Below are 19,010 nucleotides of genomic sequence, written 5' to 3'. Positions count from 1 at the left end.
GGGCGGTGCGGACGACTAGGAGCGCGATAGCGCGGGCTGGCAAAACGGCGTGATCCTGTGATTAGGTAAGGAACCATTGTGCTGCGCTGCCGGTCTTTATTGTGGCGTATTTCGCAGCAACGATTTTTCCTTCAAACAACTCAAGAGGCGGCTGATTTATGGAGAGCATTGGCGTAGGGCCCTGGATTGCCATCGCGGTGGCCGTGGGGGCCATCGGGGTACTGGTCGGCTACTGGCTGGGAACCAGGATGGGCGGCCACAACACCGAACCGATGCGCGAGCTCAATCGCGAGCACAATGCCTACAAGGAAGACGTTCGCGAGCACTTCGAGCAGGTTTCCGCGACCATGACGCGGATGGTCGAGGACTATCGCGAGATGTATCACCATGTCGCGAAGGGAGCCGAGAAGCTCGCCGACATGCACCACGAAACGGTGATCGAGCCGCCGCCCAAGCCGGAAGCGATCACCCAGGATCTGCACGAGCCGGACACGGCCTCCCGTTCGGCCGCTACCGAGGTCCAGACCACCAAGACCCGGGCCACCGAGACGGAAGCGACCGAGCCCCAGACAGCGCACAAGGCGCCGGCCACCGGCAAGCCTGACAGCGCCGCCATGAGCGCCACGAAGACGCGCGAGACGAAGACCGATGCTCCGGCTTCTGCCGGCACGTCCGGGTCGTCGACCGGGCGTCCGCAGGATGCGGCGATTCACGCCGCCGCCGAAGATGCCGCCAGCAAGCGCGGAGGCGCCCCGAGCAGGGCATCAGGCAGCGCCTGACGCCAGGCGGGGCTGGCCGGCTGTGTTAAGCTGGCGCGCTCTTCCCCTTTCCAGCAGCAAGGCCCCGCACGGTTTCCAATGGATGATGTCTCGGCACTAATCGACTCCCTCAACGCCAATCAGCGCGAGGCCGTCGCCGCGCCGCCCGGCAATATGCTGGTGCTGGCCGGTGCCGGTTCGGGCAAGACCCGAGTGCTGGTGCATCGCATCGCCTGGCTGATGCAGGTCGAAGGCGTTTCCCCCTATGCCATTCTGGCGGTGACCTTTACCAACAAGGCCGCCCGCGAGATGCGCACACGTCTCGAGGCGCTGCAGGGGGCGTCGCTGCGCAACATGTGGGTCGGCACCTTCCACTCCATCGCGCATCGCCTGCTGCGTACCCACTGGCACGACGCGCGTCTGCCCCAGCATTTCCAGATCATCGACAGCGACGACCAGTTGCGGCTGGTCAAGCGTCTGCTGCGGGACCACAACGTCGACGATGAGCGCTATCCGCCCAAGCAGGTGCAGTATTTCATCGGTGGCTGCAAGGAGGAGGGACTGCGCCCGCAGCAGGTGGCGACCCACGGCGACGCCTACATGGCCAGGATGGTCGAGCTCTACGAACTCTATCAGCTGACCTGCGAGCGCGGCGGGCTGGTCGACTTCGGCGAGCTGCTGCTGCGCAGCCTGGAGCTTTTGCGGGATACGCCGGCGCTGCTCAAGCATTACCGCGAGCGCTTCGGCCATATCCTGGTCGACGAATTCCAGGACACCAACACCCTGCAGTACGCCTGGCTGAAATTGCTGGCCGGCGCTGATGGCAATGGGAAGGGCGATGACGACAGTGCGGCCATGATCGTGGTCGGCGACGACGATCAGTCGATCTACGGCTGGCGCGGGGCCAAGGTCGAGAACATCCGCCGCTTCGAAACCGAATTCACCAACACCCGGACCGTGCGCCTGGAGCAGAACTATCGCTCCACCAGCGCCATTCTGGATGCCGCCAACGCGCTGATCAGCCACAACAGCGGGCGCATGGGCAAGGAGCTGTGGACCGACGGCGATGCTGGCGACAAGATCTCCGTCTATGCCGGCTTCAACGATCTCGACGAGGCGCGCTTCATCGTCGATACCATCGGCGAACAGTCTCGCAACGGCGTCGCCCGGCGCGAGATGGCGATCCTCTACCGCTCCAACGCCCAGTCCCGGGTGATCGAGGAGGCGCTGATCCGCAGCGGCGTGCCGTATCGCATCTACGGCGGTCAGCGCTTCTACGAACGCCTGGAGATCAAGAACGCGCTGGCCTACCTGCGCCTGCTGCTCAATCGCGAGGATGACGCCTCGCTGGAGCGGGTAATCAACGTGCCGGCCCGCGGGATCGGCACGCGCACGGTGGAGATCCTGCGTGGCCGCGCCCGCGATACCAACGTATCGCTGTGGCAGTCGCTGCACGACAGCCTGAGCGACGGCACGCTCAAGGGCCGCGCCGGCAATGCGGTCAACGCCTTCGCCGAGCTGATCGAGCGCCTCGACAACGACACCGCCGGCATGGCGCTCTACGAGATCATCGAGCACGTGATCCAGATCTCCGGCCTGATCGAGCACCACCGCAGCGAGAAGGGCGAAAAAGGCCAGGCGCGGGTGGAGAACCTCGAGGAGCTGATCAATGCGGCGCGGGCGTTCTCGCAGAATGCCCAGGCCAACCCGATCGACCTGCAGGAGGTGGGCGAAGGTGCCGCGGCGCTGGAACCGTTCCTGGCGGAAGCGGCGCTCAACGCGGGCGATCACGAGGCCGACGAATTCGAGGACTGCGTGCAGATGATGACGTTGCACTCGGCCAAGGGGCTGGAATTTCCGGTGGTGTTCGTGGCCGGCATCGAAGAGGGCCTGTTCCCGCACAAAATGTCGCTGGAAGAGCCGGGACGCCTCGAGGAGGAGCGCCGGCTCTGCTATGTCGGCATGACCCGCGCCATGCGCAAGCTCTATCTCACCTATGCCGAGATCCGCCGCCTGCACGGCCGCGAGACCATGGCGCGGCCGTCGCGGTTTTTACGGGAAGTCCCCGAGGAACTGCTCGAGGAAGTGCGCCTGCGCGGGCAGGTATCGCGCCCGGTGACGTCCCGGCCCAACGTGGGCTCGTTGCGCCAGCAGGGTGTCGAGGCCAGCGGCGATCTCCCTTCGCTGTCGCTCGGCCAGCGCGTCAGCCATCCGCTGTTCGGCGAGGGCGTGATTCTCGATGCCGAGGGGGAAGGCGCCCGCGCCCGGGTGCATGTCAGCTTCGAGGGCGAGGGCGACAAGTGGCTGGTGCTGGGCTTCGCCAAGCTGACCCCGCTGTAACGGCAGTCGGCAGCGTCATCTGTTTGCAATACTCTTGTGCCAGAATGGCGAGATAAGTCGTAAAACGTTCACCGCGTTGCTGTTTCTCGTCGCGCCCCGGTTTCTCGTCGCGCCTCATTTGGAGTCACACATGGATATCACCAGCGATACCCACAGTCAGCACATCTCGCAGCAGTACAACCAGGACCTGGAAACCATCAAGACCCAGCTGATGGCGATGGGCGGACTGGTCGAGAAGCAGCTCCAGGAAGCCCTGACGGCGCTGCTGGAGGGCGATAGCCAGTTGGCGATTCGCGTGCGCGACAACGACGCCAGCGTCAACGGGATGCAGCTCAAGATCGACGAGGAGTGCGTGCGGATCCTGGCCCGGCGTCAGCCGGCCGCTTCCGACCTGCGCCTGGTCATCGCGGTCATCCGGGCCACCAACGATCTCGAGCGGATGGGCGACGAAGCCAACAAGATCGCGCGCAATGCGCTCGATCTGATCGAAGCCGGTCGGATTCCCCAGGGTAGCGTCGAGATTCGCCACATCAGCGAACACGTCGGCAACATGCTGCGCGATTCGCTGACTGCCTTCGCCCGCTTCGACACCGAGCTGGCGCTGAAAGTGGTAGCGGAAGATGCCTCGGTGGACAGCGAATACACCACTGCCATGCGTTCGCTGGCGACCCTGATGATGGAAGATTCGCGCTCCATCGGCGGCGTGCTGAACGTGATGACGGTGCTGCGCGCGCTGGAGCGGATCGGCGATCACGCCGACAACCTGGCCGAGCACGTCATCTATCTGGTCAAGGGCCGCGACATCCGCCACACCTCGGTCAGCGATCTCGATCACGAGCTCCTGGGCAAGGGCCGCTAACGCTGAACCCCTCGGGCGTCGACTCGCTCGGGGCTAGCGCTCCGCCGTTCGGACTGTGTTAGCGTGTCGACCTCGCAACGGTTTGTCTGTTCGGCGGATTTGGCATGATCTACTCCCTGCAAGTGATTCTCAGTGGCACGCGCCTGGTGTTCGAGCCCGGCCTGCGTCGTTTCGTGATTGGCCCCGTGCTGGTCAATCTGCTGCTCTACGGCGGCACGATCTTCTATCTCTTCGAGAACTTCGGCGGCTGGCTCGACTACGGCATGCGCCAGATACCCGGCTGGCTGACCTGGCTGGAGTGGTTGATCTGGCCGCTGCTGGTCATTGCTCTGGCGCTGATCGTCTTTTTCACCTTCACCCTGGTCTCCAACCTGATCGCGGCACCGTTCTACGGCTTTCTGGCCGAGAAGGTGGAGACTCGCGTCACCGGCCGGCCGCCAAGCGACGAACGCGGGCTGATGAAGGCCGGCGTCGATGCGCTGGGGCGGGAACTGGTCAAGCTGGGCTATATCCTGCCGCGCATGGCGGTTCTGTTCCTGATGGGATTCGTGCCCGGCCTCAACCTGATCACGCCCTTTTTGTGGGCGGCGTTCTCAGCCTGGATGATGGCCGTCCAGTATCTCGACTACCCGATGGACAACAACCAGGTCGGGTTTACCGACATGCGTCGTCGCCTGCGTGCCCGCTGGTGGCCGACGCTGACCTACGGCGCCTGCATGTCCATGGCCACCTGGGTGCCGGTGCTCAACCTGATCCTGCTGCCCGGTGGCGTTGCCGGTGGCGTCATGCTATGGGACCGCTATTACCGCTCCATGGTGCCGGCAGTGAGCCGCTGAACGCGGGGGCGCGAGCGCGGGCGGCTGCCCGGCCGGCGAGAAAAACCGCCGGCCGGGGTTGAAAGCGGCACCGTTGCACGCCATGTAGGAAGGTACGGCACGAGGGTTTGTCGAAGTTCCGGAGCCAGGCGCATCGGGGCTTCTACAAATCCTAGTGAAATCAAAGCGATAGTTTTTCCGAGCAGCGCCGTATCGAGGTCGGGTTCGCTTGACACTGTCATGCGTTGCTCACTATTTTGATTCACCCGAGAGGCGCCCGCGTCGGGCAATGCCTCCTCACGAAAGGGAGTTTTGATCATGGCTCATAGCTTACCGTCGCTACCCTATGCGTATGACGCGCTGGAACCCAAGATCGACGCGATGACGATGGAGATTCACCACACTCGTCACCATCAGACTTACGTCAACAACCTCAACGCCGCGCTGGAAGGCACGGGGCTCGAAGACGTGCCGGTCGACAAGCTGATGGCCGATATCGAGAAGGTTCCGCAGGACAAGCGCCAGGCAGTCATCAATAACGGTGGCGGTCACGCCAACCACTCGCTGTTCTGGACCGTGATGTCCAAGGATGGCGGTGGCGAGCCGACCGGCAAGGTCGGTGAAGCGATCAGCAGTGAACTCGGCGGCTACGACGCCTTCAAGGAAGAGTTCAAGAAAGCTGCAGCCGGTCGTTTCGGCAGTGGCTGGGCCTGGCTGGTCGTGACCCCGGATAAGAAGCTCAAGGTCATCAATACCCTGAACCAGGACAGCCCGCTGATGGAAGGCCTGACGCCGATCCTCGGCCTGGATGTCTGGGAACACGCTTACTACCTGAAGTATCAGAACAAGCGTCCGGATTACATCGCCGCGTTCTTCGACGTCATCAACTGGGACGAAGTCAATCGTCGCTATGCCGAAGCCACCGCCTGATCCTTGGCGCTGACTGTCTAGTACTATCCAGTACTGACTGTCTCGGCATAAGCCAGTTCGAGATGCCCCTGCTTCGGTTTCATCCCGGAGCGGGGGCATCTTGCATCGATTCCCACCGCCAGCGCTTTTCTGATAGGCTGACGACATCGGCCTCCCGCCGATTCCAAGCTCCGCACGCCACCGCACCACTGCTGCAAGACGATCCCACAACATGACTGCACTTCGCTGCGACGCCACTTTGACGCTCACCGATGTAAATAATTTTCAATTGCGCCTGAGAGCGTTTCTGGACGAGTACGACGTCGCCTATCGAGCCGACGACATTCTAACGGTGATCGAGCTGCCCGGGGGCGAGGCGCATTTCGCCGCGATCCGCGTGGGATTGCGCATGGAAGCCCGTGCCGAGGCGCGGGATGGCCTGGAGACGCTGCGGGGCATCATCGAGCACTACGTGTCGCTCTTCGCGGGCGAGAACGCGCTGCCGCTGCACTGGCACGGCGATGTCGTCGCGGCTCCGACCTTCGCCAATTTCCGCGAGATGCGGGTGACACGGATCGAGGATCTGAGCCCCAGTATCCGGCGGCTGACGCTGAGTGGCGAGAACCTGGCGCGCTTCGATCATCCGGAAGAGTGGCACGTGCGCCTGCACTTTCCGCCGGCCGGCATCGAACGGCCGCAGTGGCCGCGGCCTACCGCGGAAGGCGGGACCCAGTGGCCGCCGGAAAAGGAGCGCGCCGAGATTCGCTACTACACCATTCGTCGCCTGGATGTCGCTCGCGGCGAGGTCGAGATCGATTTTCTGCTGCACGAGGCTCCGGGGCCGGGAGGCGATTTTGCGCGGCGTGCCAGGCCGGGGGATCTCTGTGGCATGGCAGGTCCGTACGGGCGAGGCGTCGCCGAGGCCTCGCACTACCTGCTGGCCGGCGACGAAACCGCCATTCCGGCGATTTCACGTCTGCTGGAGACACTGCCGGGGCACGCCCGTGTCGAGGCCTGGCTGGAGGTCGAATCGCCGGTCGATGCCCTCGAGCTGCCGGTACCCGATCACTGCGACGTGCAGTGGCGCTATCGCTGTCGCGGCTTTGGGCCCAGCGAGCAGCTTGCCGCGGCGGTCGCCGAGGCCATCCCCGCGACCCGCGACGATCTGTTCGTCTGGTTCGCCGGCGAGGCGGATGTCAGCCAGCGCCTGCGCAAGCGGCTCAAGCAGGAGTTCGGGCTGCAGAAGGGGCAGCATCTGGTCACCGGCTACTGGAAGCGGGAAAGTGCCTAGCTTTGCCGAAATTAACGACCACGTTCCAGAACCAGCAGCGGGTCGATCCGCGTATCGAACCAGTTCATGCCCCAGTGCAGATGCGGCCCGGTGGCGCGGCCGGTCGCCCCTACCGCGCCGATCACGTCCCCCTGTTCGACGCTGTCGCCGACTTCCACGTCGATTCGCGAGAGATGAAGGAAGTTGGAGCTGATGCCGTAACCGTGATCGAGCAGTACGGTGCCGCCGGTCAGGTAGAGATCGTCGGCGAAGGTGATCACGCCGCTGGCCGGCGCCTTGACCGGCGTGCCCTCGGTGGCGGCGATATCCATCCCCGAGTGGGCCGACCCCGGCGTGCCGTTGTAGACGCGCTGGTTGCCGAAGCGCCCGCTGATGCGGCCCTCGACCGGCCAGACAAAGGTCTGGGCGAAACCCGCCCGGTCGTCGTTGCGGGTACGCTGGGCGCTGACGGCGGCCTGCTCGCGCTGGATGCGCCGGGCGATCTCCGGCGGTGGCGAGACGGTCTTGGGCGGCACGCCATCGATGCGCTCGATCGGCCAGTCCCGGGGCGTGATCGCCACCGATACCTGATGCTCCCGGCCGTCCGGGGTCATGACATCGACGCGCTCGGCACCGCTGGCATCGCGACCCACGCCGAACACCACGGTGCCGTAGCCGGTGACGCGAAGCTTTCGTCCCGCTGTCGTCACCTGGCTGCCCGGCGGCACGCGACCGATCACCATCGACCCCTGCTGGACGCTATCGGGAAAGGTGATCGGGATGGTATCGATACGAGCGGTGTCGGCGCGGACGCTGGCGGTAACGCATGACAGCAGCAGGGCAAAGATGGTGGTGCCGAGCAGTCGGCGCCACGAGGAAAGGGAGAGAATGATCGGCACCTGGTCGAACTCCGTATCGCTGGATGCCGCCACCATAACCCGATGCGGTGGCGGGGGAAACGATGATGGCAACCAGCCGAGATCCGGTTAGAAGGACTTCCAGTCGTCGTTATCGTCTCGCGTCGAGCGTGAAGTCGATGTCGTGCTCGGCGCGGGCGTCGGTGGCAGTTTCGGTGTCGTGGTCGACGCCATCGGCTGACGGTAACCCGACATCAGGTCGTCGTATTCGACGCTCGCGACCCTGAACCCGGCCAGCGCCTGTTCCAGCGTCGCGACCTGCGCGTTGAGCGTGGAGGCGGCAGCGGATGCCTGCTGTACCAGCGCGGCATTCTGCTGGGTCACCTGATCCATCTGCACCACGGCTTCGTTGACCTGGTCGATCCCGTTGGACTGCTCGCCGGAAGCGACCGAAATCTCCTCGATCAGATCGGTCATGCGGGCAACGGCAGTGACCACGCGGCGAATGGTGTCGCCGGCCTGGCCGACGATCTCGGAACCGGCGTTGATCTTGCGATTGGAGGCATCGATCAGCTCGCGGATCTCGCGGGAGGCATCAGCGCTGCGGCTGGCCAGCGTGCGCACCTCGTTGGCGACCACGGCGAAGCCGCGGCCTTGCTCGCCGGCTCGCGCCGCCTCGACGGAGGCGTTGAGCGCCAGGATGTTGGTCTGGAAGGCGATCGAATCGATCACGCCGATGATCTCGGTGACCTGACGCGAGCTGTCGGTGATGCCCTGCATGTTGGTCACGACCTGATCCATCATCTCGCCGCCTTCCGTCGCGGTAGTACGCGCCTCGCCGGCCAGATTGCTGGCCTGGCGGGCGTTGTCGGCGTTCTGGCGTACGGTCTGGGTCAGCTCTTCCATGCTGGAAGCCGTCTCCCCGATGGACGCGGCCTGCTGCTCGGTTCGCGCTGCCAGGTCCTGGTTGCCGTCATGGATCTGACCCACGCCGACAGTGATTGTCATCGAGGCGTGGCGAATGTTGCTCATCGATTCGGCCAGATGCCGTCGCATGCCTTCGATGGCCGCGAGCAGGCTGCGCTCGTCGCCCGGCTTCACGTTCAACGAGGTGGTGAGATCGCCCTCTGCCATGCCCTTGATCGCCTCGCGGGCCTGATGCGGGTCGCCACCGATATCGTCCAGCACGTTGCGGATGATCCAGCCCATGATCAGCGTGATGATCACGCCGATGACGCCGGCGATCAGGCTCATCTTGAGAACGCCGGCCCAGAAGGCGTGCTGGATGTCGCTGATGTAGACGTTGGCGGCGAGATACCAGTCCCACTCGGGGACGTAGCGCACGTAGTTGATGCGTGACACGTCTTCGCCGTCGGCATTGGTGGAGGTGTACTCCAGCGTGCCGTCGTCGGGCGAGTCCGCCAGCGCCTTGAGCTCGCGATAGAAGTAGACCCCGTTGTCGTCGCGGAACCCGCTCATGTCGCTGCCGATCTCGCGCTTGGGGTGGTAGACCAGGTGGATATCGCTGTCGAAGGCGTAGACATAGCTGCCTTCGAGATCCAGCGCCGAGAGGTTGCTGCGGGCGAACTTCTGGGCCGCTTCTGCGGTGAACTCGCCATTATCGGCGCGTTCGACGTATCGTTCGACCATCGTCTGGGCGCTGCCCACGAAGCTTTTGAGACTGTTCACGCGTTCGGCCATCAGCGTCTCGCGTTTCTCCAGGGCCATCCAGCCCACCAGAATCAGCATGCCCAGCCACATCAGGCCAACCGTGATCCAGAGTTTTTGTCGCATCGTCATCGTAGGGCCATCCTTGTTGATCGTGGGAGCGCAATTCATATAAACAAATAGTGAATTGCTTCCACTATCGGCCGCGAACGATGAAGGTTGAGAAAAAACTGAAAAACCAGGCAGAGCGCGTCAGACCGGCGTTTCGGGCAGATCCGGAGCGGGTCGGGAGGGGGCTGGCGCCAGGCGCGAGGCCGGAAACACGCAGCGGAAACGGGCGCCGAGACCGGGGCGGCTGACGATCTCCAGATTGGCATCATGGCGAAGCAGCACGTGCTTGACGATCGCCAGCCCCAGACCCGTACCGCCGGTCGCGGCGCTGCGCCCTTTGTCGACGCGATAGAAGCGCTCGGTCAGGCGGGGGATATGGATCGGGTCGAAGCCGTCGCCGTTGTCCTCGACTTCGATGGCGGCGCCGTCGTGCCAGGGCTTCCAGCGCAGGGTGATGGTACTGCCCTCGGGCGTGTAGCGGACGGCGTTGAACGCGAGATTGGAGATGGCGCTGCGGATCTCCTTGGTGTTCGCCAGCAGCCGTCCCGACGCCTCGGCCTCCACCGCCACCTGATGCCGGCCGGCGCTGAGATCGCGGGCATCGCCGGCGATCTCCTCGAGTAGCGCGACCACGTCGAGCAAGTCGCGATCGTCGTCGGGGCTGTCGATCTCCAGACGAGACAGCAGCAGCAGATCCTCCACCAGATTCTGCATCCGGGTGGTCTGGGCCTGCATCTGCGCGAATCCGCGCTGCCAGCGCTCGGGGAGCTGGTCGGCATGGTCGAGATAGGTCTCGAGGTAACCGGCCAGCACCGTCAGCGGCGTGCGCAGTTCGTGGGAGACATTGGCCACGAAGTCGCGGCGCATCATCTCCAGCTGATGCAGGCGGCTGACGTCGCGGGCCATCAGCAGGCGCTCGTTGTCGCCGAACAGGGTGAGATGGAACTGCAGGGTGCGGTTGGCCTGGATCGGCGAGGGAATCAGCAGGGGCTCGCTGTAGTCGCCGTTCTCGAAATAGGCAATGAAGCGCGGATCGCGCAGGAAGTTGGTGATCGGCTGGCCGCGATCGTGATCGGGTTGCAGGCCGAGCATGTCGCAGGCGGCACTGTTCCACCACTCGAGATCGCCGTTGGGATCGAGCATCACCACGCTGTCGCGCATCGCCTCGCAGGAGTCCTGGATACGGCGCAGGATGTCGCGCAGGCGCTGCTGCAGCTGCGTCTGGGCCTTCTGATAGTTGTAGAGCCGGTCGAACAGGTCGCCCCAGACGCCGGTGCCGGGTGGCGGCGCTTCGCGGGGATTCTTCAGCAGCCAGACGTAGAGCATGCGCACGTGGCACAGATGCAGGAAGACATAGAGCCCGAGGCCGGCCGCCAAGCCCCATCCCAGCCCGGCGAACAGCTCGCCGCCCAGCTCACCGAGCAACAAGCCTATCGCGCCGAGCCCGAACAGCATGTAGCCGAGGCGCCACAGTTCGTTGATCCAGTAGCGCACGTCCTATCTCACTCCCGGGTCGAGAAACGGTAACCGGTGCCGCGCACGGTCTGGACCAGATGCTGGTGCGCCTCGCCCAGGCATTTGCGCAGCCGGCGGATATGGACATCGACGGTACGCTCTTCCACGTACACGTTGCCGCCCCAGACCTGATCCAGCAGCTGGCTGCGGGTGTAGGCGCGCTCCTGGTGGGTCATGAAGAACTGCAGCAGCCGATATTCGGTGGGGCCGATCTCCAGCGCGCCGCCGTGGGAGGTGACGCGGTGGCTGGAAGGGTCCAGACGCAGGCCGGCGACCTCGACGGCTTCCTCGATGCCCGGCGGCGTCGCCCGGCGCAGCACCGCCTTGAGCCTGGCCACCAGCTCACGGGGCGAGAACGGCTTGGTGATGTAGTCGTCGGCACCGGCTTCCAGCCCCTGCACCTTGTTGTCCTCCTCGCCCTTGGCGGTGAGCAGGATGATCGGCAATTCGGCGGTGGCTTCCTCGCGCTTCAGGCGTCGGGCCAGTTCGATGCCGCTGGTGCCGGGCATCATCCAGTCGAGCAGGATCAGATCGGGCTTCTTGTCCAGCGCCATGGCGTGGCCGGTCTGGGCGTTTTCCGCCTCCAGCACGTGATAATCGGCCATCTCCAGCGCCACGGCGATCATTTCGCGAATGGGTGCTTCGTCGTCAACGATGAGTACGGTCTTGGAGCTCATGCGCATGCCTCGGGTGAGCCGCCGGGGAGCTTTCCCTCATGCGCGATTGGCGCACCGGGATCCCTTCCGGCCGTGACAGAACGGTGACGATTACATCGTGAAAATATGACAGCGATATGACAACCGCGCCAGCCGCTCAGTCTCGGCTTGGTCAGACCAGCGGCCACAGGGCGAGAACCAGCCCCGCGAACAGCAGCAGGCCGGACCAGAAATTGTTGAGAAAGGCACGGAAGCAGGCATCACGCTCGCGTTCGCGGATCAGCCACTGCTGGTAGACGAAGGTGCTCGCCATCGCCACCAGCCCCAGCCAGAAGAATCCGCCCAGCTGGGTCCGGGTGCCGACCCAGGCCAGCAGTGCCAGCGTCAGCAGCTGCAGCAGGCCGATGATCCGCTTGTCCCACCGGCCGAACAGCCGGGCAGTGGACTTGATCCCGATCTTGATGTCGTCGTCGCGATCGACCATCGCGTACTGGGTATCGTAGGCCACGGTCCAGGCGACGTTGGCGATCAGCAGCAGCCAGGCGTCCAGCGGCACCTCGCGACTCACCGCCATGAACGCCATCGGAATGCTCCAGGAGAACGCCATGCCCAACACCACCTGGGGCAGATGGGTGTAGCGCTTCATGAAAGGGTAGATCGCGGCCAGCGCGACGCCGACGAAGGAGAGCAGCACGGTGGCGAGATTGGTCAGGCAGACCAGCACGAACGACAGCGCCACCAGGCCCGCGAACAGGATCTTGGCCTCCTTCTCGCTGATTCGCCCGGTCGCCAGCGGGCGCTCTCGGGTGCGTTTGACGTGGCCGTCGAGATGGCGATCGGCATAGTCGTTGACGACGCAGCCGGCCGCGCGCATCAGATAGACCCCGAGCACGAAGATGATCAGCGTGGCGCGATCCGGCAGGCCGTCGGCGGCCAGCCACAGCGCCCACAGCGTCGGCCACATCAGCAGCCAGGTACCGATCGGCTTGTCCAGCCGCGTCAGGCGCAGGAAGTCGGGCAGGCGGGCGAGGCCGCGGGGGAGAGCGGGGGGACCATCGCCGCGGGGTCGGGCGGCTGAATCGTTGGCGCTGGACATACGAATCTCCGAAACGGCAAGGCCTGAAAATCGCCAACGACTTTACTGCAACTGCGGCCTCGCTTCGAGGCTGGATGGGCAATCGGGCCGGATCGTCGTCCGGGTCGTGGACCGCCGTTCAGGTCGTGGATCGTCGCTCAGATCGAAGAAAGGCCCAGGTCCTCGGCCATTTCCCGCTGGAAGCACTCCTGGACCAGCAACTGGATGGTACCGTGGCGAAAGCGCGAGCGGCGCAGCCAGAGGCCAGCGCCAGCGGGCGAGACCCGCGCTACCTCGATCGGATCGCGCTGGAGATCGTGCTGGGCGAACAGCCAACTGCCCAGCGAGCGTTCCCCCAGCGTTCGCAGGCGGCGGCAACCGATGCGATCCAGCGGCGCGATCGAGCGCGCCGCGACCCAGGGCCGTTCGCCGCTCATCAGCAGCACCTCGCGCACCCAGGCCACCTCGGTGGGAGCCAGGCCCAAGGCCTGGGCTTCGTCGCGGCGCGGCCGCTCGACGCCCTGGTGTACCAGCTTGACCCGGAACGGGCGCGCGGACGCCGCGATCAGCCGTGCGGTAAGGGAGTCGGTGGAGGCCACCCACTGCCACCAGGCGGAGCTCATGCGAGGGCGCTGAGCGGCGGCCGGCGTCCAGCGGACCCAGCGCCAGGATCGTTCGGCGGGTGACAAGGCATGGCAGTGACAGGCTGGGGGCACGCGAAACGACTCCATGAGCAGCACCATGGTAAGCACCATGGTAAGCGCCGTAAAAAATGCCGGGAACCGCAGGGTGACGCGGCTCGAAGGCAGCGTAGTGTACCATGAGGCCTCGAGACGACCGACCGAACGAGCCCCCGTAATGAGTCAATCCGATCACTCCTCCGCGCCATTGACGATTATCGGCACCGGCATGGCCGGCCTGGGCCTGGCCCGGGCGGTGCGAAGCCACGATGCCGAGCGGCCGATCACCCTGATCAGCGCCGACAGCGGCGCGGACTACACCAAGCCGCTGCTCTCCAGCGCCTTCACCAAGCGGCAGACGGCGGAAAGGCTGGCGATACGCGATGCGGTGGGCGTGGCCGAATCGTTGCAGGCCCGGGTTCGCATCCATACCACGGTGGACGCCATCGACACCGCCAATCGCCAGCTACGAATCGGCACCGAAATCCTGCCCTACGGCCAGTTGGTACTGGCCACCGGCGCGGCGCCCCGGCAGCCGTTCGACGTGTCTCCCGCGCTGTACGATCGGGTCTTCCAGATCAACGATCTCGACGACTACCGGCGGCTGCGTGGCGTGCTGGATCGCCACCCCGGGCGACAGGCTCGCATCGCGATCATCGGCGCGGGCCTGGTGGGCTGCGAATTCGCCAGCGATCTGCATGCCGGCGGCCACCGGGTGGCGCTGATCTCTCCCGAGGCGACGCCGCTGGCCCGCCTGCTGCCGCCGCCGCTGGGGCGGGCGCTGGGCGAGGCGTTCGAGGAGACCGGCATCCGCAGCATTTTCGAACGCCGGGTGACGGCGCTCCATGACGACGGCGAAGGCGTGACGCTGGCGCTGGAGGATGGCGAAAGCCTCGAAGCGGATCTGGTGCTGATCGCAACCGGACTGACGCCCCGGACGGCGCTCGCCGAGGCCGCGGGGCTGGCGGTGTCTTCGGCGGGCATTCTCACCGATCGCCGGCTCGCCACCAGCGACCCGAACGTCTTCGCGCTGGGAGACGTGGCCTGCGTCGATGGCCTCGGCGCCCCGGGTAACGGCCTGAACGCGATGTACGTCCAGCCGCTGCAGGCCAGCGCCAAGGCACTGGCGGCGACGCTGACCGGCACGCCGACCGAGGTCAGCTACGGAAGCTGGCCGATCGTGGTCAAGACGCCGCTGTTGCCTGTGGTCGCGCTGCCGCCGCGAAAGGCGCCCCGCCGATGGCGGATCGAGGGAGAAGGCGGTGATTTCACTGCGCTGGCCGAGGACGACAACGGTGCCCTGCTGGGCTTTGCGCTGACCGGGCGCTGCGTTCGTCGTAAAGTCGAACTGGCGCGAGCGACCCCCCCATTGCTAGGCTAGCCCCGGTGGCTGCGGATCTATAAGCCACGAATCGTCACCTGATGCTGGACAAACCGCGCATCAAGCGGCCTATTATGCGATCGGAGGGCGTTGTTCCTCATCGAGAACAACAACTCGTCTCAACGCGAGGCGTTTCAGGTGACGCCATTGCCAAACTAGGAGGGCTCTATGCGTAAGCCAGAACTCGCTGCGGCGATTGCCGAGCGTGCGGATCTGTCGAAGGACAAGGCCAGTCAGGTGTTGAACGTCATCCTCGACGAGATCACCGGTACGGTTTCCAAAGGTAGCGATGTCACTTTGATCGGTTTCGGTTCGTTCACGGTTCGCGAGCGCGCCGCACGGACGGGCAAGAACCCGCAGACTGGCAAGCCGTTGGATATTCCGGCCAGCAAGACCGTGGCCTTCAAGCCCGGCAAGGCTCTCAAGGACGCCGTCAGCAAGTAAGCTCGGATCTTGGATTCTTGAGTCGCTCATTTGCCATGAGCGAAACGATAGCCGATCCCCCGCAGGAGGGTGGGTCGGCATTCTTCCCCGCCATATTCCCATGATGATGGCCGATGCGTGCGAGGTGGCATGAAGCTCAAGTTGATGCTCTGGTGGCTGGGCGTGATGCTCAAGCGCGCGCGTTCCCGCAAGGCGGCGTTTCGCGATGCCCTGGAAAAGCTCCAGCGATTCGATTGGGGCGTTGCTACCGAAGACCTCACGATCGCCCGTCACTATCGCATGACGCCGCAGGCGATCCGAAGCGATGTCGGCCTGCCGACCGATCTGACGCTGGAACTGCGTTTCCGCGACGCGGAAAGCGCCACGCGATTTCTGCGCAAGCCTTCGCAGCGCGCCTTCCGCGAAGGGCTGTTCAACGGCCAGCTGCGGCTGGTGGGAGACTCCCGCGATCTGGAGCGACTGCAGGGGCTGCTGAAGTATCTTTGATGACGGGCTACGGGCTACGGGCTACGGGCTACGGGCTACGGGCTACGGGCTATGAGCCCTAGACCATGAACGACGAAACCGGCAACGTCCCTGTCGCCGGTCGCCGATACCAAATCGATCTCAAGACAGCTGCACGGCCGGCAGATCGAAGACCAGTACTTCCGCATCCTCGCCGCCTTCCAGCGTCACGCCTGGCTCATCCACGAGCATCAGCGCATCGCCGCCTTCGAGCGCCTGGCCGTTGACCGTGATACTGCCCCTGATCACGTGCACGTAGCTCTGGCGATCCGTTGCCAGCGGCAGTTCGGCGCGTTCGTCGCCGTCCAGTAGCGACGCGTAGATGAAGGCGTCCTGCTGCAGCGTGAGCGAACCGTCGCGGCCATCCGGTGACAGGATCAGGCACAGCCGGCCGCGCTTGTCGGCTTCAGTGAAATCCTTTTCGGCATAGCGCGGCGTCAGCCCTCGCGCCCGCGGGAACAGCCAGATCTGCAGGAAATGCACCGGCTCGCTGGCGGAGTGGTTGAACTCGCTGTGCTCGACGCCGGTGCCGGTGGTCATGATCTGCACCCGGCCAGGGCCGATCGAGGAACCGTTGCCCAGCGTGTCGCGGTGGGCCAGCTCGCCTCTCAGCACGTAGGAGAATATCTCCATGTCCTGATGGCCGTGCTGGCCGAAACCCTGACCCGGGGCAACGCGGTCTTCGTTGATGACCCGCAGCACGCTGAAGTGCACGTGTTTCGGGTCGTGATAGCCGGCGAACGAGAACGAGTGGTAGCTCTTGAGCCAACCGTGATCGGCATAACCGCGTTCGTTACCGCGTCGAATCGTCAACATGGTCTGTCTCCTGTTTTTCGGGCGCCGAGCGTCAGCGACGGCGCAATGAAGACAGTGTATTACCTAAATAATCGAACAAAAGCGCGTTTTTGCGCACGTACTCGTGCGCAAAATCGAACGATTTGACGCGTTCAGGATTCGCTTTTCCGGGCGCCGTGAATCGACTCGGCCAGTTCCCGTGTCAGTGCCAACGCGCCCTCCACGCCTGTCTCGGCGAGCCGCTCGACCAGCGCGCTACCGACGACGACGGCATCGGCAACCCGGGCAACGGCAGCGGCCGTGTCGCCATCGCGCACGCCAAAGCCGACGGCGACCGGCAGGGGCGACTGTCGCTTGAGTTCGCTGAGCGATTCGCCCAGCGACGCCGCGATATCGGGTCGCCGAGTGCCGGTCACGCCATTGAAGGCGATGCGGTAGACGAAGCCATTACCCTGGGCGAGCAGCTTTGGTAACCGCTCCGGCGGCGTGGTCGGTGCCACCAGCGGAATCCGCGCCAGGCCCAGATCGCGAGCCCGGGCGGTCAGCGCGGCGCCGTGTTCCGGCGGCAGGTCGACCAGGATCAGGCCATCGGCGCCGGCCTCGGCCGCCGCCTGCAGGAAGCGGTCCTCGCCGAAGCGCCGGATCGGATTGAGATAGCCCATCAGCACGATCGGGGTGTCATCGTCGTGACGGCGGAAGTCGCGTACTCTCTCCAGCGTGCGCGCCAGCGTCTGGCCGCCCGCCAGCGCGCGTTGCCCGGCGCGCTGGATCGCCACGCCGTCGGCCATCGGGTCGCTGAACGGCATGCCCAGCTCGATGATGTCGGCGCCCGCTGCCGGCAGGCGCTCGAGCAGGTCGCGGCTGGTCTCGGGGTCGGGGTCGCCGGCCATGACGTAGGTCACCAGCGCGGCGCGATTCTCGGTACGCAGTGCCGCGAAGCGACGCGCCAGGCGCGAATCGGCGATCAAGGCTCGGGGGTTCGAGCCAGCCGTATCCAGGACATCCGTATTCAAAGACGAAACGCTCATGAGTCGGCCTCCTCGGGCATCAGGTGACGGGTGATGGTATCCATGTCCTTGTCGCCGCGGCCGCTCAGGCAGACCATGATGGCCTGGTCCGGACCCTGTGTCGCCGCTAGACGCCCGGCGTGATAAAGCGCATGGGCCGACTCCAGCGCCGGCAGAATGCCTTCCAGCCGGCAGCAGAGCGCGACGGCCTCAAGCGCCTCGTCGTCGGTCACCGCCACGTAGCTCGCCCGGCCGCTGTCATGTAGATACGCATGTTCGGGGCCGATGCCGGGGTAGTCGAGCCCGGCGGAGATCGAGTGGGCGTCCTGAATCTGGCCGTCGTCGTCCTGCAGCAGGTAGGTGCGATTGCCGTGCAGGATGCCGGGCGTGCCGCCATTGAGACTGGCGGCATGGCGGCCGCTCTCCAGCCCTTCGCCGGCCGCTTCGACGCCGATCATGGCCACGTCCGTATCGTCGAGAAAGGCGTGGAACAGTCCCATGGCGTTGGAACCGCCGCCGACGCAGGCGACGAGCGTGTCCGGCAGGCGTTGCTGCGTCGCCTGCAGCTGCTCGCGGGTCTCGCGACCGATCACCGACTGGAAATCCCGCACCATGCGCGGATAGGGCGCCGGCCCGGCCACGGTGCCGATGATGTAGAAGGTGTCGTCGACATTGGCAACCCAGTCGCGCAGGGCCTCGTTCATGGCGTCCTTGAGCGTCGCCGTGCCGGCGTGGACGGGCACGATCTCGGCGCCGAGCAGGCGCATGCGCTGCACGTTGGGCTGCTGGCGCTCGATATCGGTGGCACCCATGTAGATCACGCAGGTCATGTCGAGACGCGCCGCCACCGTGGCGACGGCGACGCCGTGCATGCCGGCGCCGGTCTCGGCGATCAGCCGTCGGCGGCCCATGCGTTGCGCCAGCAGCGCCTGCCCCAGGGCGTTGTTGATCTTGTGCGCGCCGGTGTGATTAAGATCTTCGCGCTTCAGATAGAGCTTCGCGCCGCCGAAATGCTCCGTCAGGCGCTCGGCGAAGTAGAGCGGCGTGGCGCGACCGATATAGTCACGGCGCAGCTCGTCCAGCCGTGCCTGAAAGGCGGGATCGGCCCGCGCCTCGTCATAGGCGGCCTCGATCTCGCCGATCAGCGGCATCAGCGTTTCCGCGACATAGCGCCCGCCATAGCCGCGACCTGCCTGGCCCCGATCGTCCGAGCCGCCGAAAAAGCCATGCTCGTCGGGGAGATCAACCCTCTTTTCACTCATCAGTCGTTCCCGGTCAGTCGATTCGATGGGCTCAGACTAGGCTGGTAGCGCGGCGGAGAAAATCGATAAACTCTCCGTATCCAGTGAGGAAAACTCACCAATCG

At 65.1% G+C, this 19,010-nt stretch carries 18 protein-coding genes; 9 read left to right on the top strand and 9 right to left on the bottom strand.

Going from position 1 to position 19,010, the window contains the following annotated elements; genetic code table 11:
* The first annotated feature begins 158 nt into the window (after positions 1-158).
* The 6 genes from R5R73_RS18795 to R5R73_RS18770 all read left to right on the top strand — a co-directional run bounded on the left by R5R73_RS18795 (position 159) and on the right by R5R73_RS18770 (position 6,972).
* A complete protein-coding gene (locus R5R73_RS18795; protein WP_071230486.1) occupies positions 159-779 on the top strand; it encodes a ZapG family protein in 621 nt (206 codons plus the stop codon).
* Positions 780-857: 78 nt separating this feature from the next.
* Positions 858-3,098, top strand: a complete 2,241-nt coding sequence (gene uvrD, locus R5R73_RS18790) for a DNA helicase II (protein WP_071230485.1) — start codon at positions 858-860, stop codon at positions 3,096-3,098.
* A 130-nt stretch (positions 3,099-3,228) separates the two neighbouring features.
* Entirely contained in the window at positions 3,229-3,957 is a 729-nt protein-coding gene (phoU, locus tag R5R73_RS18785) for a phosphate signaling complex protein PhoU (protein ID WP_071230484.1), read from the top strand.
* A 104-nt stretch (positions 3,958-4,061) separates the two neighbouring features.
* Positions 4,062-4,793 carry a sulfate transporter CysZ gene (cysZ, locus tag R5R73_RS18780; protein WP_322528352.1) on the top strand — a complete coding sequence of 244 codons (732 nt, stop codon included), beginning with the start codon at positions 4,062-4,064 and terminating at the stop codon, positions 4,791-4,793.
* Between the two features lie 297 nt (positions 4,794-5,090).
* Entirely contained in the window at positions 5,091-5,702 is a 612-nt protein-coding gene (locus tag R5R73_RS18775) for a superoxide dismutase (protein ID WP_071230482.1), read from the top strand.
* A gap of 211 nt (positions 5,703-5,913) precedes the next feature.
* Positions 5,914-6,972, top strand: a complete 1,059-nt coding sequence (locus tag R5R73_RS18770; RefSeq protein WP_322528351.1) for a siderophore-interacting protein — start codon at positions 5,914-5,916, stop codon at positions 6,970-6,972.
* 11 nt (positions 6,973-6,983) lie between these two features.
* Here R5R73_RS18770 and R5R73_RS18765 read toward each other — a convergent pair whose 3' ends face one another.
* From R5R73_RS18765 to R5R73_RS18740, 6 genes are all read right to left on the bottom strand, one after another.
* Positions 6,984-7,850, bottom strand: a complete 867-nt coding sequence (locus R5R73_RS18765; protein WP_322528350.1) for a M23 family metallopeptidase — start codon at positions 7,848-7,850, stop codon at positions 6,984-6,986.
* 87 nt (positions 7,851-7,937) lie between these two features.
* Entirely contained in the window at positions 7,938-9,608 is a 1,671-nt protein-coding gene (locus R5R73_RS18760) for a methyl-accepting chemotaxis protein (protein ID WP_322528349.1), read from the bottom strand.
* 120 nt (positions 9,609-9,728) lie between these two features.
* Positions 9,729-11,081 (bottom strand): phosphate regulon sensor histidine kinase PhoR, encoded by a 1,353-nt coding sequence (phoR, locus tag R5R73_RS18755; RefSeq protein ID WP_322528348.1) that lies wholly within the window; start codon positions 11,079-11,081, stop codon positions 9,729-9,731.
* An 8-nt stretch (positions 11,082-11,089) separates the two neighbouring features.
* Positions 11,090-11,779, bottom strand: coding sequence for a phosphate regulon transcriptional regulator PhoB (phoB, locus tag R5R73_RS18750; protein WP_087720160.1), 690 nt, complete (start codon positions 11,777-11,779; stop codon positions 11,090-11,092).
* A gap of 151 nt (positions 11,780-11,930) precedes the next feature.
* Positions 11,931-12,854: a 4-hydroxybenzoate octaprenyltransferase gene (ubiA, locus tag R5R73_RS18745; RefSeq protein WP_322528347.1), complete on the bottom strand. Its 924-nt coding sequence runs from the start codon at positions 12,852-12,854 to the stop codon at positions 11,931-11,933.
* 137 nt (positions 12,855-12,991) lie between these two features.
* The gene (locus R5R73_RS18740; RefSeq protein ID WP_322528346.1) at positions 12,992-13,576 is read right to left on the bottom strand and encodes a chorismate--pyruvate lyase family protein; all 585 of its coding nucleotides are present in this window, start codon (positions 13,574-13,576) and stop codon (positions 12,992-12,994) included.
* A 115-nt stretch (positions 13,577-13,691) separates the two neighbouring features.
* Between R5R73_RS18740 and R5R73_RS18735 the strand changes: the two genes are divergently transcribed.
* The 3 genes from R5R73_RS18735 to R5R73_RS18725 all read left to right on the top strand — a co-directional run bounded on the left by R5R73_RS18735 (position 13,692) and on the right by R5R73_RS18725 (position 15,824).
* Entirely contained in the window at positions 13,692-14,894 is a 1,203-nt protein-coding gene (locus R5R73_RS18735; RefSeq protein ID WP_322528345.1) for an NAD(P)/FAD-dependent oxidoreductase, read from the top strand.
* 168 nt (positions 14,895-15,062) lie between these two features.
* The gene (locus R5R73_RS18730) at positions 15,063-15,338 is read left to right on the top strand and encodes an HU family DNA-binding protein (RefSeq protein ID WP_071230476.1); all 276 of its coding nucleotides are present in this window, start codon (positions 15,063-15,065) and stop codon (positions 15,336-15,338) included.
* Positions 15,339-15,467: 129 nt separating this feature from the next.
* Positions 15,468-15,824 carry a hypothetical protein gene (locus tag R5R73_RS18725; protein ID WP_071230475.1) on the top strand — a complete coding sequence of 119 codons (357 nt, stop codon included), beginning with the start codon at positions 15,468-15,470 and terminating at the stop codon, positions 15,822-15,824.
* A 120-nt stretch (positions 15,825-15,944) separates the two neighbouring features.
* Here the strand turns inward: R5R73_RS18725 and R5R73_RS18720 are convergent, their stop codons facing one another.
* The 3 genes from R5R73_RS18720 to trpB form a co-directional block, all read right to left on the bottom strand.
* On the bottom strand, positions 15,945-16,658 hold the full coding sequence (locus tag R5R73_RS18720; protein ID WP_322528344.1) for a pirin family protein: 714 nt from the start codon (positions 16,656-16,658) through the stop codon (positions 15,945-15,947).
* Between the two features lie 131 nt (positions 16,659-16,789).
* Complete coding sequence (gene trpA / locus R5R73_RS18715; RefSeq protein ID WP_322528343.1) at positions 16,790-17,665, bottom strand: tryptophan synthase subunit alpha; 876 nt, start codon at positions 17,663-17,665, stop codon at positions 16,790-16,792.
* A complete protein-coding gene (gene trpB / locus R5R73_RS18710) occupies positions 17,662-18,906 on the bottom strand; it encodes a tryptophan synthase subunit beta (RefSeq protein WP_322528342.1) in 1,245 nt (414 codons plus the stop codon). The genes trpA and trpB overlap by 4 nt, the downstream gene beginning before the upstream one ends.
* Positions 18,907-19,010 lie beyond the last annotated feature (104 nt).

It is taken from the genome of Salinicola sp. LHM (assembly GCF_034479735.1).
GTDB classification, from domain to species: Bacteria; Pseudomonadota; Gammaproteobacteria; order Pseudomonadales; family Halomonadaceae; genus Salinicola; species Salinicola salarius.
This window is presented reverse-complemented; position numbering and strand designations above follow the sequence as displayed.

What these genes read in the sequence shown, in the direction of transcription:
- ubiA (WP_322528347.1), bottom strand. Translation starts at nt 12,854, where the DNA reads ATGTCCAGCGCCAACGATTCAGCCGCCCGACCCCGCGGCGATGGTCCC.
- cysZ (WP_322528352.1), top strand. Translation starts at nt 4,062, where the DNA reads ATGATCTACTCCCTGCAAGTGATTCTCAGTGGCACGCGCCTGGTGTTC.
- R5R73_RS18730 (WP_071230476.1), top strand. Translation starts at nt 15,063, where the DNA reads ATGCGTAAGCCAGAACTCGCTGCGGCGATTGCCGAGCGTGCGGATCTG.
- R5R73_RS18775 (WP_071230482.1), top strand. Translation starts at nt 5,091, where the DNA reads ATGGCTCATAGCTTACCGTCGCTACCCTATGCGTATGACGCGCTGGAA.
- R5R73_RS18770 (WP_322528351.1), top strand. Translation starts at nt 5,914, where the DNA reads ATGACTGCACTTCGCTGCGACGCCACTTTGACGCTCACCGATGTAAAT.
- trpA (WP_322528343.1), bottom strand. Translation starts at nt 17,665, where the DNA reads ATGAGCGTTTCGTCTTTGAATACGGATGTCCTGGATACGGCTGGCTCG.
- R5R73_RS18760 (WP_322528349.1), bottom strand. Translation starts at nt 9,608, where the DNA reads ATGACGATGCGACAAAAACTCTGGATCACGGTTGGCCTGATGTGGCTG.
- R5R73_RS18725 (WP_071230475.1), top strand. Translation starts at nt 15,468, where the DNA reads ATGAAGCTCAAGTTGATGCTCTGGTGGCTGGGCGTGATGCTCAAGCGC.
- R5R73_RS18740 (WP_322528346.1), bottom strand. Translation starts at nt 13,576, where the DNA reads ATGGTGCTGCTCATGGAGTCGTTTCGCGTGCCCCCAGCCTGTCACTGC.
- phoB (WP_087720160.1), bottom strand. Translation starts at nt 11,779, where the DNA reads ATGAGCTCCAAGACCGTACTCATCGTTGACGACGAAGCACCCATTCGC.
- R5R73_RS18720 (WP_322528344.1), bottom strand. Translation starts at nt 16,658, where the DNA reads ATGTTGACGATTCGACGCGGTAACGAACGCGGTTATGCCGATCACGGT.
- phoU (WP_071230484.1), top strand. Translation starts at nt 3,229, where the DNA reads ATGGATATCACCAGCGATACCCACAGTCAGCACATCTCGCAGCAGTAC.
- uvrD (WP_071230485.1), top strand. Translation starts at nt 858, where the DNA reads ATGGATGATGTCTCGGCACTAATCGACTCCCTCAACGCCAATCAGCGC.
- R5R73_RS18795 (WP_071230486.1), top strand. Translation starts at nt 159, where the DNA reads ATGGAGAGCATTGGCGTAGGGCCCTGGATTGCCATCGCGGTGGCCGTG.
- R5R73_RS18735 (WP_322528345.1), top strand. Translation starts at nt 13,692, where the DNA reads ATGAGTCAATCCGATCACTCCTCCGCGCCATTGACGATTATCGGCACC.
- trpB (WP_322528342.1), bottom strand. Translation starts at nt 18,906, where the DNA reads ATGAGTGAAAAGAGGGTTGATCTCCCCGACGAGCATGGCTTTTTCGGC.